13 protein-coding genes and 1 riboswitch are annotated in these 12,537 nt (G+C 74.5%); of the genes, 6 read left to right on the forward strand and 7 right to left on the reverse strand.

Annotation, left to right across the window (positions count from 1 at the left end; all coding sequences use genetic code 11):
* Window positions 1–104 precede the first annotated feature (104 nt).
* Genes GA0070613_RS06295 through GA0070613_RS06305 form a run of 3 tightly spaced genes read right to left on the reverse strand, consistent with a single transcriptional unit; the run spans window position 105 to window position 3,588 of the window.
* Window positions 105–2,360 (reverse strand): heavy metal translocating P-type ATPase, encoded by a 2,256-nt coding sequence (locus GA0070613_RS06295; protein WP_089011429.1) that lies wholly within the window; start codon window positions 2,358–2,360, stop codon window positions 105–107.
* 14 nt (window positions 2,361–2,374) lie between these two features.
* Window positions 2,375–3,343, reverse strand: a complete 969-nt coding sequence (locus GA0070613_RS06300) for a hypothetical protein (protein WP_089011430.1) — start codon at window positions 3,341–3,343, stop codon at window positions 2,375–2,377.
* A 35-nt stretch (window positions 3,344–3,378) separates the two neighbouring features.
* Window positions 3,379–3,588 (reverse strand): heavy-metal-associated domain-containing protein, encoded by a 210-nt coding sequence (locus GA0070613_RS06305; RefSeq protein WP_089011431.1) that lies wholly within the window; start codon window positions 3,586–3,588, stop codon window positions 3,379–3,381.
* 115 nt (window positions 3,589–3,703) lie between these two features.
* Between GA0070613_RS06305 and GA0070613_RS06310 the strand changes: the two genes are divergently transcribed.
* The gene (locus GA0070613_RS06310; RefSeq protein WP_030504325.1) at window positions 3,704–4,003 is read left to right on the forward strand and encodes a metal-sensitive transcriptional regulator; all 300 of its coding nucleotides are present in this window, start codon (window positions 3,704–3,706) and stop codon (window positions 4,001–4,003) included.
* A gap of 138 nt (window positions 4,004–4,141) precedes the next feature.
* Window positions 4,142–4,357 carry an SHOCT domain-containing protein gene (locus GA0070613_RS06315; RefSeq protein ID WP_089011432.1) on the forward strand — a complete coding sequence of 72 codons (216 nt, stop codon included), beginning with the start codon at window positions 4,142–4,144 and terminating at the stop codon, window positions 4,355–4,357.
* A 63-nt stretch (window positions 4,358–4,420) separates the two neighbouring features.
* Here GA0070613_RS06315 and GA0070613_RS06320 read toward each other — a convergent pair whose 3' ends face one another.
* Both GA0070613_RS06320 and GA0070613_RS06325 read right to left on the reverse strand, forming a co-directional pair.
* Window positions 4,421–5,059, reverse strand: a complete 639-nt coding sequence (locus tag GA0070613_RS06320; RefSeq protein ID WP_089011433.1) for a DUF305 domain-containing protein — start codon at window positions 5,057–5,059, stop codon at window positions 4,421–4,423.
* Between the two features lie 78 nt (window positions 5,060–5,137).
* On the reverse strand, window positions 5,138–5,620 hold the full coding sequence (locus GA0070613_RS06325; RefSeq protein ID WP_157746284.1) for a hypothetical protein: 483 nt from the start codon (window positions 5,618–5,620) through the stop codon (window positions 5,138–5,140).
* Window positions 5,621–5,840: 220 nt separating this feature from the next.
* Between GA0070613_RS06325 and GA0070613_RS06330 the strand changes: the two genes are divergently transcribed.
* A complete protein-coding gene (locus tag GA0070613_RS06330; protein ID WP_089011435.1) occupies window positions 5,841–7,172 on the forward strand; it encodes a YibE/F family protein in 1,332 nt (443 codons plus the stop codon).
* Window positions 7,173–7,326: 154 nt separating this feature from the next.
* Window positions 7,327–7,457, forward strand: a riboswitch (cyclic di-AMP (ydaO/yuaA leader).
* 4 nt (window positions 7,458–7,461) lie between these two features.
* Window positions 7,462–8,484 (forward strand): hypothetical protein, encoded by a 1,023-nt coding sequence (locus tag GA0070613_RS06335; protein WP_089011436.1) that lies wholly within the window; start codon window positions 7,462–7,464, stop codon window positions 8,482–8,484.
* Window positions 8,485–8,564: 80 nt separating this feature from the next.
* On the opposite strand, the gene GA0070613_RS06340 is transcribed toward GA0070613_RS06335, so the two are convergent.
* The gene (locus GA0070613_RS06340) at window positions 8,565–9,236 is read right to left on the reverse strand and encodes a carbonic anhydrase (RefSeq protein WP_089011437.1); all 672 of its coding nucleotides are present in this window, start codon (window positions 9,234–9,236) and stop codon (window positions 8,565–8,567) included.
* A 229-nt stretch (window positions 9,237–9,465) separates the two neighbouring features.
* On the opposite strand from GA0070613_RS06340, the gene GA0070613_RS06345 reads away from it, so the two are divergent.
* A complete protein-coding gene (locus tag GA0070613_RS06345; protein ID WP_089011438.1) occupies window positions 9,466–9,795 on the forward strand; it encodes a helix-turn-helix transcriptional regulator in 330 nt (109 codons plus the stop codon).
* Window positions 9,796–9,884: 89 nt separating this feature from the next.
* A complete protein-coding gene (mycP, locus tag GA0070613_RS06350) occupies window positions 9,885–11,120 on the forward strand; it encodes a type VII secretion-associated serine protease mycosin (protein ID WP_231929687.1) in 1,236 nt (411 codons plus the stop codon).
* Between the two features lie 71 nt (window positions 11,121–11,191).
* Here mycP and GA0070613_RS33930 read toward each other — a convergent pair whose 3' ends face one another.
* On the reverse strand, window positions 11,192–12,535 hold the full coding sequence (locus tag GA0070613_RS33930; protein WP_089011439.1) for a WXG100 family type VII secretion target: 1,344 nt from the start codon (window positions 12,533–12,535) through the stop codon (window positions 11,192–11,194).
* Window positions 12,536–12,537: the final 2 nt, after the last annotated feature.

A 12,537-nucleotide genomic window follows, 5' to 3' on the forward strand; every position in this document is an offset into this window, starting at 1 on the left:
CGGTTTTCGCTACGCCCTGGAAGTACCCCCACGTCCGGTTGCTCAACCCTCCGTCACCAATGGCCGCTCACGGACGGTGAGGAGGGGAGCGGCCGGAGCCGACGTCAGCCGACCGGGCGGAAGCGGCGCAGGCGCAGGCTGTTGGCCACCACGAAGACCGACGAGAACGCCATCGCGGCCCCGGCGATCATCGGGTTGAGCAAGCCGGCGGCGGCCAGCGGCAGGGCGGCCACGTTGTAGGCGAAGGCCCAGAACAGGTTGCCCTTGATGACGCCCAGGGTCCGCCGGGAGAGCCGGATGGCGTCCACGGCGGCCGTCAGGTCGCCCCGGACCAGGGTCAGGTCGGACGCCTCGATCGCCACGTCGGTGCCGGTTCCCATGGCCAGCCCCAGGTCGGCCTGGGCGAGCGCGGCGGCGTCGTTGATCCCGTCACCGACCATCGCCACCGTCCGCCCCTCGGCCTGGAGCCGCCGCACCACGTCCACCTTGTCGGCCGGCAGCACCTCGGCGATCACCTCGTCGACGCCGATCTCGGCGGCCACCGCCTTCGCGACCGTGGCGTTGTCCCCGGTCAGCAGCACCGGGGTGAGCCCCAGCCCGCGCAGCCGGGCGACCGCCGTCCGGCTGGTCGGCTTGACCACGTCGGCCACCGCGAGGACCCCACGGGCCCGACCGTCCCAGCCGGCGAGGACCGCCGTCCGTCCGGCGGCCTCCGCGTCGGTCACCGTCCGCGCGACCTCATCCGGTACGTCCAGACCCCGCTCCCGCAGCAGCCGGAGCCGCCCGACCACCACCTCACGGCCGTCGACCGACCCGGTCACGCCGAGACCCTCGACGTTGCCGAACCCGGTCACCGTGGGCAGCGTCCCCGCCTCGGCCGCCCCGACCGCGATGGCCTGGGCGATCGGGTGCTCGCTGGCGGCCTCCAGCGCGCCGGCCAGCCGGAGCAGGTCGGCGCGGTCCTCGCCGGCGGCGGGCAGCACGTCGACCAGGGTCATCTTCCCGGTGGTGACGGTGCCGGTCTTGTCCAGCACCACGGTGTCCACCTGGCGGGTCGACTCCAGCACCTCCGGACCCTTGATCAGGATGCCGAGCTGGGCGCCCCGGCCGGTGCCCACCAGCAGCGCGGTCGGCGTCGCCAGGCCGAGGGCGCACGGGCAGGCGATGATCAGTACGGCCACCGCGGCGGTGAACGCGGCGGTCGTCCCCGCCCCGGTGCCGAGCCACCAACCCAGGGTGCCGACGGCCAGCGCGATCACGATCGGCACGAACACCCCGGAGATCCGGTCGGCGAGCCGCTGCGCGGCCGCCTTGCCGGTCTGCGCCGCCTCGACCAGCTTCGCCATCTGGGCGAGCTGGGTGTCCCCGCCGACCCGGGTGGCCCGGACGACCAGCCGGCCGCCCGCGTTGACGGTCGCGCCGACCACGGTGTCGCCCGGCCGGACCTCGACCGGCACCGACTCGCCGGTGAGCATGCTGGCGTCGACCGCGGAGGCGCCCTCCTCGACGACGCCGTCGGTGGCGACCTTCTCGCCGGGCCGGACCACGAACCGGTCCCCCACCGCGAGCTGGTCGACCGGGACGCGGACCTCCTGGCCGCCGCGGAGCACCGCCACGTCCTTGGCGCCCAGCTCCAGCAGGGCGCGCAGGGCGGCGCCGGCGGTCCGCTTGGAGCGGGCCTCGAAGTAGCGGCCGGCGAGGATGAAGACGGTGACCCCGGCCGCCGCCTCCAGGTAGATGTTGCCGGCGCCGTCGGTGCGGGTGATGTCGAAGCGGAACGGGTGGGTCATCCCGGGCATGCCGGCGTCGCCGAGGAAGAGCGCCCAGAGCGACCAGCCGAACGCGGCCAGGGTGCCCAGCGAGACCAGGGTGTCCATGGTCGCCGCGCCGTGCCGCAGGTTGACCAGCGCGGCCCGGTGGAACGGCAGTCCGCCGTAGACCACGACCGGGGCGGCCAGGGTCAGCGACAGCCACTGCCAGTAGTCGAACTGCCAGGCCGGCACCATGGCCAGCAGGATCACCGGCACGGCCAGGGCCACCGAGACCCACAGCCGGGTCCGCAGTCCGCGCAGCTCGTCCACCGGTTCGGCGCTCTGTTCGGCCCCGGCCGACGCCGGAGGGGGCGGTACGACGGCGGTGTACCCGGTCTTCTCCACCGTGGCGATCAGGTCGGCCGGGGTGACCTCGTCGGCGTACCGGACGGTGGCCTTCTCGGTGGCGTAGTTGACGGTGGCCTCGACGCCGCCCATCCGGTTGAGCTTCTTCTCGATCCGGGCGGCGCAGGACGCGCAGGTCATGCCGCCGATCGCGAGTTCGATCAGGTTCGGGGCGACCGGCAGGGACTTGGCGGTCGATGTCATCACGGCACCTCCTGTCAATTGTGCCCGTGACCGGGGGCGCCGTGCCCGGGGTCGGCGGTCGGGGTGGTCGTGGCGGCCGGCGCGGCCGTGGTCGCCGGGACGCCCGGGTTGCCGGCCACGACGGTGAACTCGGCGGTGTGCACGGCGTCGCCGTGCCGGAAGTCCAGGAAGAGGCGGTAACTGCCGGCCGACGGCACCTCCGCGAAGAAGGTCACCACGGGACCCGCGGGGGTGCGCCCGTCGCCGGGTGCGCCGTCCGGGTGCACGTGCAGGTACGCCAGGTCGCCCTGCCGCAGCGCGACCAGGTGCCCGTACGCCCCGAGGTAGGGCTGGAGGTCGGTGACCGGCTTCCCGTCCCGGCTGACGCTCAGGGTCAGCTCGGCGGTGCGGCCGGGCTGCGGGGCGCCGGCGAGGGTGACCGTGTACCCGTCGACGGTGGTGCTGGTGGCCGGCGCGGGCAGCGGCCGGGCCGCCAGCGCGCCGGGGACGGTGACGTCGACCCCGAGGGTCAGCGGCTCCCCGCCGGTGGGCGTGAAGTCGGCGAACGCCCGCCAGACGCCGGGGCCGGCGAGCGGCGAGGCGACCCGCCAGGTGCCGTCGGCGGCCAGCTCCGGGTGGACGTGCCGGAAGCCGGAAAGGTCGCGGCGCGCGACGATCAGGTGCATCCGCTTGTCGTGCGCCACGTCGTAGCGGGTGACCGGCGCGCCGTCCGGGCCGGTGATCCGGAAGGCGAACTCCCCGGCCGGTGCGGTCACCGGTTGCATCGTGTAGCCGCGGTCGGAGACGAGCAGTCCGCCGGGCAGGTGGCTGGTGGTGGCGGCGCCGGTCGGGTGGTCACCGTCGGTGTGACCGGCGTCGGTGGCGTCGTGGCGGGTCGCGACGGCGGGGGTGTCGGGGCCGGCCACCTGGCCGACCCCGTACGCCGCGCCGAACACCGCCGCGAGGCCGAGGGCGAAGCCGCTCAGCTTCGTCGCCGTGTTCATCGTGATACCTCGGTTCCTTCGGGTCCCCGGACCGGTCACGCCCCGAGGAGGTCGTACCCGGCCTCGTCCACGGCGGCGCGCACGGTGTCCGTGTCCAACTGGCTCTCGCTGGTGACGGTGACCCGACCGGAGGCCAGGTCCACCTGGACGTCGCTGACGCCCGCGATCGCGCCGACCTCGGCGCTGACCGAGCTGACGCAGTGCCCGCACGTCATGCCCTGGACCTGGTAGGTGGTGGTGACCATCGCAACTCCCCTTCCGCCGTTCACATCCTACTCTCCGGTTACCTCTACCCCGTGGGGGTATCGGCGACGAGGAGGACCGTACCATACCCCCGAGGGGTACGCTATCCTGGACGTCATGACCGCACCGACGACCCCGACCCGGGGCTACACCGCCAGCAAGGACCAGCTCCTCGCGCGGCTCCGCCGCATCGAGGGCCAGGTCCGCGGCATCGAGAAGATGGTCGAGGACGACCGCTACTGCATCGACGTGCTGACCCAGATCTCCGCCATCCAGGCCGCCCTGGACAAGGTCGGGCTCGGCCTGCTCGACGGGCACGCCCGGCACTGCATGCACGAGGGCGCCGCCGAGGGGCGCGCCGACGAGATGGCCAGCGAGATGATGGCCGCCGTCGGCCGGCTGATGAAGCGCGGCTGACCGGGACCTCCGGCCCGTACGTCGGGTCCTTCGACCAGGCTCCGCCGTTCCTCTCCCGCCATAGGGTCGGGGTGGCGACCGGTACCGGCGCCCCCGGCACGTCGGACCGGCCGACCCTCGGCACTCGGGAGGGCAGCCATGATGTGGAACGGCCCGCTGATGGGCTGGATGTGGATCGGGTCGCTGCTGGGGCTGGCGGTCCTGCTGGTCCTGGTCTGGCTGGCGGCCCGGCTGACCGGCGGTCAACTGGGCGGGACCTTGCCCTCGTCGGCCCGGCGCATCCTCGACGAGCGGTACGCCCGCGGCGAGATCGACGAGGAGGAGTATCGCAGCCGCCGCGCCGGCCTGGCGTGAGCCGCCGGCCGGCCCCCGACGAGCGCACTCCGGCCGACCCCACCGGGTGCCCGGCACGGGGACTCAGAGCCGGTCGAGGATCTTGTTCATGGTGTCGATCTCGCCCCGCTGGGTGGTGACGATCCGCCGGGCCAGGGCCTTGGCCTCCGGGTTGACGCCCTTCGCGGTCTCCTCCTGCGCCATCGTGATCGCGCCCTCGTGATGAGCGATCATCATGGTCAGGAACTGCCGGTCGAAGTCGACCCCGGACGCCGCAGCGAGCTTCGCCAGGTCGGCGTCGGACATCATGCCGGGCATGCCGTGGTCCATCCCCGGCATGCCATGACCGGCGCCGGCCGACGGGACCGGCCGGCCCCAGGCGGCGAGCCAGCCGGTCATGGTGGCGATCTCCGGCGCCTGGGCCGCCCTGATCTGCCCGGCCAGCCTCTTCACCTCCGGGTCGGCGGCCCGGCTGTCGGCCAGCTCGGACATCTCCACGGCCTGCTGGTGATGCGGGATCATCATCCGGGCGAACATCAGGTCGGCCTCGCCGAACGATGCCGAGGCGCCCACGGTGGGCGCGCCGGTGCCGCCCATGCCGGGCATGCCGTGGCCCGAGCCGGATGTCGAATGGTCGGCGTCGCCGCAGGCGGCCAGGGCGAGCGCGGCGAGAGCGGTCGCTCCGGCCAGGCCGGCACGACGCGCGATGGTACGAGTGAACACGGGAAGGACCTTTCGGTGTCGGAACGTACGCAGCGGACACTGACGCGGGTCACCGGCCGGTCACCCGCGTCGGGCGTCCTATCTGCGCAGCACCGACGCCGTCCCCAGACGCAGTGCGAACGGCCGGGACGGCGGGGCCCGCGGTCCCGAGGCGGGTCGCAGCGACCCACGGGCGGCCCGTCCGACGGCCCGCGAAGCGGCCCGCAGCAGCACGGCGACCAGCAGCGCCACGGCGAACGCGCCGAGCACGGCCAGGCACACACTCCACCCGGACCGGTCGCCACCGGGACCGGACAGCGGGAGCGCGCGGGCGTGGCACCCGTCGCCCGGGCAGCCGGCGACCGCGCCGACCGCTGTCGCGACGGTCGCGGCCGGCTCGGCGAGGACCGCCGGAAGACCGAGGTGGTGCCCGGCGCGCTGCGTCGGATGACCCGCCCGGTGCCCGCCGGAGGCGTGCGCGCCGTGGCCGACGGTGTGCATGGCGGCCAGCCCGACCAGCGTGCCGAGCAGCACCAGGAGCCGGACCCACCGTCCGGTCGCCAGCGCCGCCTTGGTACGCACGACGACCACGCTAGTCTGCCGGGGCGTACCGGTCGGGAGGAAAGGCCAGGTCCGCGGCGCCGGACGCGCGCCCAACCGTCCGGCGGGACACGGGTCGCCCTGACTAGCATTTCCCGGCGACGGCCCGGCGACCGCCGCACCGGCGGGCGCCTCTCCCGGCCGGGTGAACCGACCGGCCCGGTGACACGTACCTCGCCTGAGAACCGTTGGGAGACTCGCCATGGGCGCCGACCACACCCGTCCGGCTCCGTCCGCCCCGCCGGGGGTACGACGGATCCTCGTCGCCACGGTGGTCCCGCTGTTCGTCCTCACCGTGCTCGCCGCCCTGGTGCTCTGGCCCCGGCACACCCCGACGCCGGAGCACGCCGCCGACGTGCCGCGGTACCACGGCACGGTGACCCGGGTGGTGACCGAGCCGTGCCCGCCGGCGGCGGAGGTGCCGGAGGGCACCCCGGGCGGCTCCGCCGGGCCGTGCGGCACGGTCGGCGTCGCGGTCGAGCAGGGCCCGGACGCCGGCCGCCAGGTGGAGACCCCGCTCCCCGCCGGCCCCGGCGCACCCACCGTCGAGGTCGGCGACCGGATCGTCCTGGTGGAGCTGCTGGACCCGGCCGACCCTGCGACGAAGAGCTACAACATCGCCGAGCACCAGCGGGGCAAGCCGCTGATCTGGCTGGCGGCGCTCTTCGCCGTCGCCATCGTCGCGTTCGGCCGCTGGCGGGGGCTGGCCGCGCTGGGCGGCCTGGTCGCGAGCTTCGCCATCCTGCTGGGCTTCGTGCTGCCGGGAATCGGCGCCGGCCAGTCGCCGCTGCTGGTGGCGATCGTCGGCTCGGCGCTGATCATGTTCGTGGTGCTGTACCTGACCCACGGGATCACCGCGCAGACCTCGGTGGCGGTCCTCGGCACCCTCGGCAGCCTGGTGCTGACCGGCGTTCTCGGCACCCTCGCCACGGCGGCCACCCATCTGACCGGGTTCGGCAGCGAGGACGCCACCACCCTGTCGATGTTCCAGCGCGATGTCGACCTGCACGGGCTGCTGCTGGCCGGCATCGTCATCGGCTCGCTGGGCGTGCTGGACGACGTGACGGTCACCCAGGCGGCCACCGTCACCGAGCTGGCGCACGCCAATCCGGGGCTGTCCCGGTTGCAGCTCTACCGGGCGGCCACCCGGGTCGGCCGCGCGCACATCGCCTCCACGGTCAACACCATCGTGCTGGCGTACGCGGGCGCCTCGCTGCCCCTGCTGCTCCTGCTCGTCGCCGACTCGCGGCCGGTGAGCGAGATCCTCACCAGCGAGTTCATGGCGCAGGAGATCGTCCGCAGCGCGGTGGCCACGATCGGCCTGATCGCCGCCGTACCGCTCACCACCGGCCTGGCGGCCGTGGTGACCGCCGCCGGCCGGGGCGGGGCGGCGGGGTCCGCCGCGCCGGCGTCCCGTCCCCCCGCGGAACCGGACGCCGCGCTGGCGGCGCTCAGCGCACCGCGCGCCGGCGCCGCCCCGGGCGCCCTCGGCGGCAGGACCGGACCGGAAAGGAGCACGGACACCGCATGGTGACACTGCGCAGCGTGACCGTCCGCGCCGAACGCGACGCTGGTCACGGAGTCGCGCGCCGAATTACCGCTTTTAGTCGGCTTCCGGACGTAGATCCTCGGGACGACTCTCGGGTAACCTCGCTGCCGGTCACCGACGAAGGCGCGCAGCGGCGCCTGCGGTGCCGCCGCCCAATCGCCGCACGGCGAGCCGGGGAACCAGGCACCTGGGGTGAATCCGCGCCAGCGGTAGGGGCCACTTCCGTCCCGAACCCGTCAGCTAACCCGGTCGGCGGTCGACGGAAGGGAACACTGTGACGGCACCCCTGCGCCGCTGGCTGACACCCGTGCTGGCCGTGCTCGCCGCGTTCGCCATCCTCGCCGGCCCCGCCCCGGCGATCGCGGCGCCGACGACGCCGCCCATCCCCTCCGGGCACGACGAGGACGGCGAGCCGAAGCTCATCACCGACGCCATCGAGGCCGCCAACCGCAACTACCTGCAGGCGAAGACCAAGCTGGCGAAGTCGCAGCAGCGCCAGCTCCAGCTCGCCCTGGAGGTACGGACGGCGCAGCGCCAGCTGGACGCCCTGCGCCCGCAGGTGAGCCAGATCGCGGCGCAGTCGTACCGGACCGGCCGGATCGGCGCATTGGCCATGCTGCTGGAGAGCAACGCCCCGGACTCGTTCGTCCGGCGGGCCGCCGCCCTCGACGAGCTGAACATGGTCAACGCGCAGAAGCTCGCCGAGGTCAACGCGGCCAAGACCCGCGCCGAGCAGGCCAAGCTGGCGCTCGACGCCGAGGTGCGCGCGCAGCAGACGCTGACTAACGCGATGGCCCGGGAGAAGATCGAGACGGAGAAGGCGCTCGCCCTGGTCGGCGGAAAGGGCTTCACCGGCGGCCTGGTCTCGGCCACCTCGCCGGTCGCCCGGATCGGCCCCGGTCGCACCGCCGACGGGGACTGGAAGCCCGAGTCGTGCAGCGAGAACGACCCCACCACCTCCGGCTGCATCACGCCGCGCACGCTGCACGCGTACAAGGAGGTCAAGCGGGCCGGCTTCAACCGCTTCGTCGGCTGCTACCGGCCCGGCGGGCCGTGGGAGCACCCCAAGGGCCGGGCCTGCGACTGGTCGCTGCAGAACAGCGGGTTCGCCCCCTGGCACAACAACGACACCCGGATGTACGGCAACAACGTCGCCGCCTTCCTGATCCGCAACGCGGACCGGCTCGGCATCTACTACGTGATCTGGAACCGGCAGATCTGGTTCCCGGCGACCGGCTGGAAGTCCTACAGCGGGCCCTCCAACCACACCGACCACGTGCACATGTCGCTGCTCTGACCGACGACGTACCCGGCCGAGGGGCCGCCCCGCCGACCCGCGGGACGGCCCCTCGGCCGTTGTCGTCGGTGGCCGGGCGCTCAGCCGGCGACGGCGGTGGGCTCGGCGCGGTCGACCTGCGCGGGCGGCGGCGTGGTCGCGGCACCCGCCGGGACCACGGCCACCGTCCGCACCTCGCCCGCGTTGAGCTGGTACGACATGCCGACCACCGCGCACCGACCGGCGGCCACCTCACCGGCCAGGACGGCGGAGCCGGCCAGCAGCGCCTCGACGGTCTGCGCGATGTGAATGTCGACGATGCCGTCGATCTCCTCGATGCCCTCCGCCGCCGCCCGGCGCAGGCTGGGCAGCACGGCGTCGACCACCGCGCCGAGGTGCCCGGCCGGGGTTCTGCCGGTGCTGACCGCCTCCCGGGCGGCCTGCACCGCGCCGCAGGAGTCGTGCCCGAGCACCAGCACCAGCGGCGTGCCGAGCACCGTCACGGCGTACTCGACGCTGCCGAGCACCTCGGGACCCGCCGTGTGGCCGGCGGTCCGGACCACGAAGAGGTCACCCAGGCCGCGGTCGAAGATGATCTCAGCGGCGAGGCGGGAGTCGGAGCAGCCGACGATCACCGCGAAGGGGTGCTGGCCGTCGGCGACCGCCGCCCGGTGGCCGGCGTCCTGGTTGGGGTGGCGCGGAACGCCGGTGACGAACCGTCGGTTCCCGGCATGCAGCTCGGCGAGTGCCTGCTCGGGAGTGGTCGGGGTCAATTCCCTCACCTCGTCCTCGCATGAAACGACCTGGTCAGCCGGGCCGGCGGCGGAGGCGGCCACGCGACCAACGGTCACACGCAGCCCAAGGCACGTCAAGATTTACGTGATACGGATTTCATACGTTGCGTGAGACTTGACGGCGGGACGAGTGCGTCCAGCGCGGCCGGGACGGCCGCGCACCGTCCGGGCCAGGGCAGGGCCGGAAACGCGAACGAAGGGCCATACGATGACGCACATGGCGACGACAGCAGGCCAGAACGGGAGCAGCCGGAACTGGACGTTCCTCACCAACCACGGGCACGTGCTGCTGGCCATCGCGCGCGACCCCACCGCCCGACTGCGCGACGTCGCCGACGAGGTGGGGGTGACCGAGCGGGCCGCCCAGGCCATCGTCGCCGACCTGGAGGCGGGCGGCTACCTGCAACGCACCCGAGTGGGCCGGCGCAACGAGTACACGATCAACCCGAGCGGCCACTTCCGCCACCCGGCCGAGGCCGACCAGCAGGTCGGCGCCCTGCTCGCCCTCTTCACCGCCGAACCCGCCACCGAGTCCTGAGCCCGGCCGCCGGCGACGCGACAGCGAGTCCCGGTCGGTTGGGCGCTCCCGTCACCGCGCGACGGGCGCGACGACGGTAATCTCAGCGCGTGCGCGACAGCTTGCGGCCGGACGGGACGACCTTGCGCGCCCGAACCGGGCACCGATCCCGGTCGGTCCTCTGTGGAGCGGCCGCGGCGCTGCTCGGCACACTGCTGGTGGCTCCGCCGCCGGCGTCGGCGGCGCCGAAGTGCGGCCGGCCCGGCGGCCCCGGCCCGACCGAGGCCCCGTGGGCGCTGCGCCGGCTCGACCCGTCGTCGGCATGGCGGATCACCCGGGGCGAGGGCGTGACCGTGGCGGTGGTGGACTCCGGCGTCTCGTCCACCCATCCCCTGCTCAAGGGCCGGGTGCTCGCCGGTGACGACCTCAACGGCCTGGCTCAGCTCCGGGGGCAGTGCGACCTGGCCGGTCACGGGACCATCGTGGCGGGCATCATCGCAGGCCAGGAAGGGACCGGCACGCCGTACAGCGGCATCGCCCCCGAGGCCCGGATCCTGCCGGTGCGGGTGCTGGCCTCCACCGAGCGCACCACCGATGAAGCGCTCCCCGGTGAGATCGCCAAGGCGATCCGGTGGGCGGTGGACCACGACGCCGACGTGGTCAACCTCTCCCTCGTGACGCTGGACCGGCCGGAGTTGAAGGACGCGATCGACTACGCGCTCCGCAAGCGGGTCGTCGTGGTGGCCGCCGCCGGCAACCGGCAGGAGAACCAGCAGGACCAGCCGGCGTACCCAGCCGCGTACCCCGGGGTGATCGCGGTGGCGGGGGTCGACGCGCAGGGCGGCCACGTCGGCACCTCCGTCGCCGGTGACTACGTCGACATCGCCGCGCCCGGACTGGACATCGTCGGCCCGGCGCCGCAGGGAGCGGGCTACCTCGCCGAGCCGCAGGGCGGCACCAGCTTCGCCGCCGCGTACGTCTCCGGGGTGGCCGCGCTGGTCCGCGCCGCCCACCCGGAACTCACCCCGACCGACGTCGCCTTCCGGCTGACCCGGACGGCCGACAATCCGCCCGACGGGCGCAACGCCGAGGTCGGGTACGGGGTGGTGAACCCGTACCGGGCGGTGACCAGCCTGCTGGGGACGCGGACGGATCCGCCGCCCGGCGCGATGGCGGAGCCCGTCCCGCCCGCCGACCCGCTGGCCTGGCAGCGGGCCGTGGCGGTCTGGGTGGCCGCGGTCGGCGCGCTCCTGGCGGGCGTCCTGCTGGCGGCCCGGCCCGTCCTGACCCTCGGCCGCCGACGCGGCTGGCGTCCCGGACGCCGCTCGGCGGCGCCCGACGCCTGACCGTCGACACCGGACGGACGTGCCGGCGACCCGGCGCCGCCCACGTCACCGTGGCCGGCGCCGGTCGACGATCAGCGCAGGATGCCCGGCGTGCCGCCGCTGTCGGCGCCCCAGATGTCCTCGTCCTCTTCCAGCCAGGTGTTGCGGGCGTTGTCCTCCTCGCCGTACCCGGCGCCGCCACCGTGGCCCATGCCGGCCATGCCACCCCGGGCGCCGGCGCCCCGGGCACCGCCGGCGGCGCCGGCCGCGCCGCCCCGGGCGGCACCCCGGCCACCGGCCCCGGCCATGCCGCCGCCCATGCCGGGCGCCATTCCGCCCGCGCCGAGCTTGCCGCCCGCCCCCAGCTTCCCGGCGCCCGTACGGCCACCGCCGCCACGACCACCGGCGCCGGCCATACCGCCGCCGCCCATCATCGGGGGCAGGCCGGGGCTCACCGCCCGGCCGATGCCGCCACCGCCGAGCCCGCCACCGCCCAGGCCACCGGCGCTGCCACCGAGGCCGGTGCTGCCGGGCAGCCCACCGCCCGAACCGAAGCCGGAGCCGAGCCCCGGCGCGGTCGCGGTGCCCGCGCCGGCCAGCCCGGTGCCGTAGTCGCCGGTACCCGTGGACGGGGGGTAGCCGGTGCCGGTGGACGGGGTGTAGCCGCCGGAGGAGAGGTCGGGGTGTGCGCTCGACCCGATGTTCGGGCCGCCCGAGCCCACGCCGGGCATCTTGCCGGCCGACGGGCCGCCGCCCAGGCCGCCGGTGGAGGGCGTCCCGCCGATCCCCGGTACGCCGCCGCCACCGCCGGTGCCGGGGCCGTTGCCGAGGTTCGGGATGTCCGGGCGCGGATTGGTGACGCTGCCGCTCGGTCCGCCGCTCGGGGCCTCCAGGACGCGGTCCTGGTAGTTGCCGTTGACCTCGTTGTAGACCTTGCGGGCGTCGCCCTCCTGGTCGGAGAACCAGCCGGACACCCAGTCGCCCAGCTCGCCGATCTTCTCCATCGGCCAGCTGCCCATCAGGTCCGCCTTGACGCGGGTCTCGAAGAGCCCCGCGCCGATCACGACCTCGCCGTTACGGGCCGCCAGCACGTCGCCGACACAGGCGGACGGGATGGGCATGCTGTCCTGGGCCGTCTGGAGCTGCCGGGCGGCGGTCTCCAGATTGGTGACGATGCTGACCCGGTCCCGGCCGGGCTTCTCGGCCGCGTCGACCAGGCCGCCGGCCTGTTTGGCCAGGGCCTCGACGTGCGACTTGAACGCCTCGTACGCCGGCCCCTTCCAGACCGTGCCGAGGTCCTTGACGTTCTGCTGGAGGCTCTCCTGGACCTGCCCGATGTTCTTGACCAGCTCCTTCCAGCCGAGCGCCGCGCTCTCCACCTTGTCCGGCCGGCCCGCCACGAGCACCTCGCGGGCCATCTGCTCCCAGTCGGCCATCT

The organism is Micromonospora inositola (assembly GCF_900090285.1).
Taxonomy (GTDB): Bacteria; Actinomycetota; Actinomycetes; order Mycobacteriales; family Micromonosporaceae; genus Micromonospora; species Micromonospora inositola.

Coding starts and splice junctions, on each gene's coding strand:
- GA0070613_RS06295 (WP_089011429.1), bottom strand. CDS start 2,360: ATGACATCGACCGCCAAGTCCCTGCCGGTCGCCCCGAACCTGATCGAA.
- GA0070613_RS06300 (WP_089011430.1), bottom strand. CDS start 3,343: ATGAACACGGCGACGAAGCTGAGCGGCTTCGCCCTCGGCCTCGCGGCG.
- GA0070613_RS06305 (WP_089011431.1), bottom strand. CDS start 3,588: ATGGTCACCACCACCTACCAGGTCCAGGGCATGACGTGCGGGCACTGC.
- GA0070613_RS06310 (WP_030504325.1), top strand. CDS start 3,704: ATGACCGCACCGACGACCCCGACCCGGGGCTACACCGCCAGCAAGGAC.
- GA0070613_RS06315 (WP_089011432.1), top strand. CDS start 4,142: ATGATGTGGAACGGCCCGCTGATGGGCTGGATGTGGATCGGGTCGCTG.
- GA0070613_RS06330 (WP_089011435.1), top strand. CDS start 5,841: ATGGGCGCCGACCACACCCGTCCGGCTCCGTCCGCCCCGCCGGGGGTA.
- GA0070613_RS06345 (WP_089011438.1), top strand. CDS start 9,466: ATGACGCACATGGCGACGACAGCAGGCCAGAACGGGAGCAGCCGGAAC.
- GA0070613_RS33930 (WP_089011439.1), bottom strand. CDS start 12,535: ATGGCCGACTGGGAGCAGATGGCCCGCGAGGTGCTCGTGGCGGGCCGG.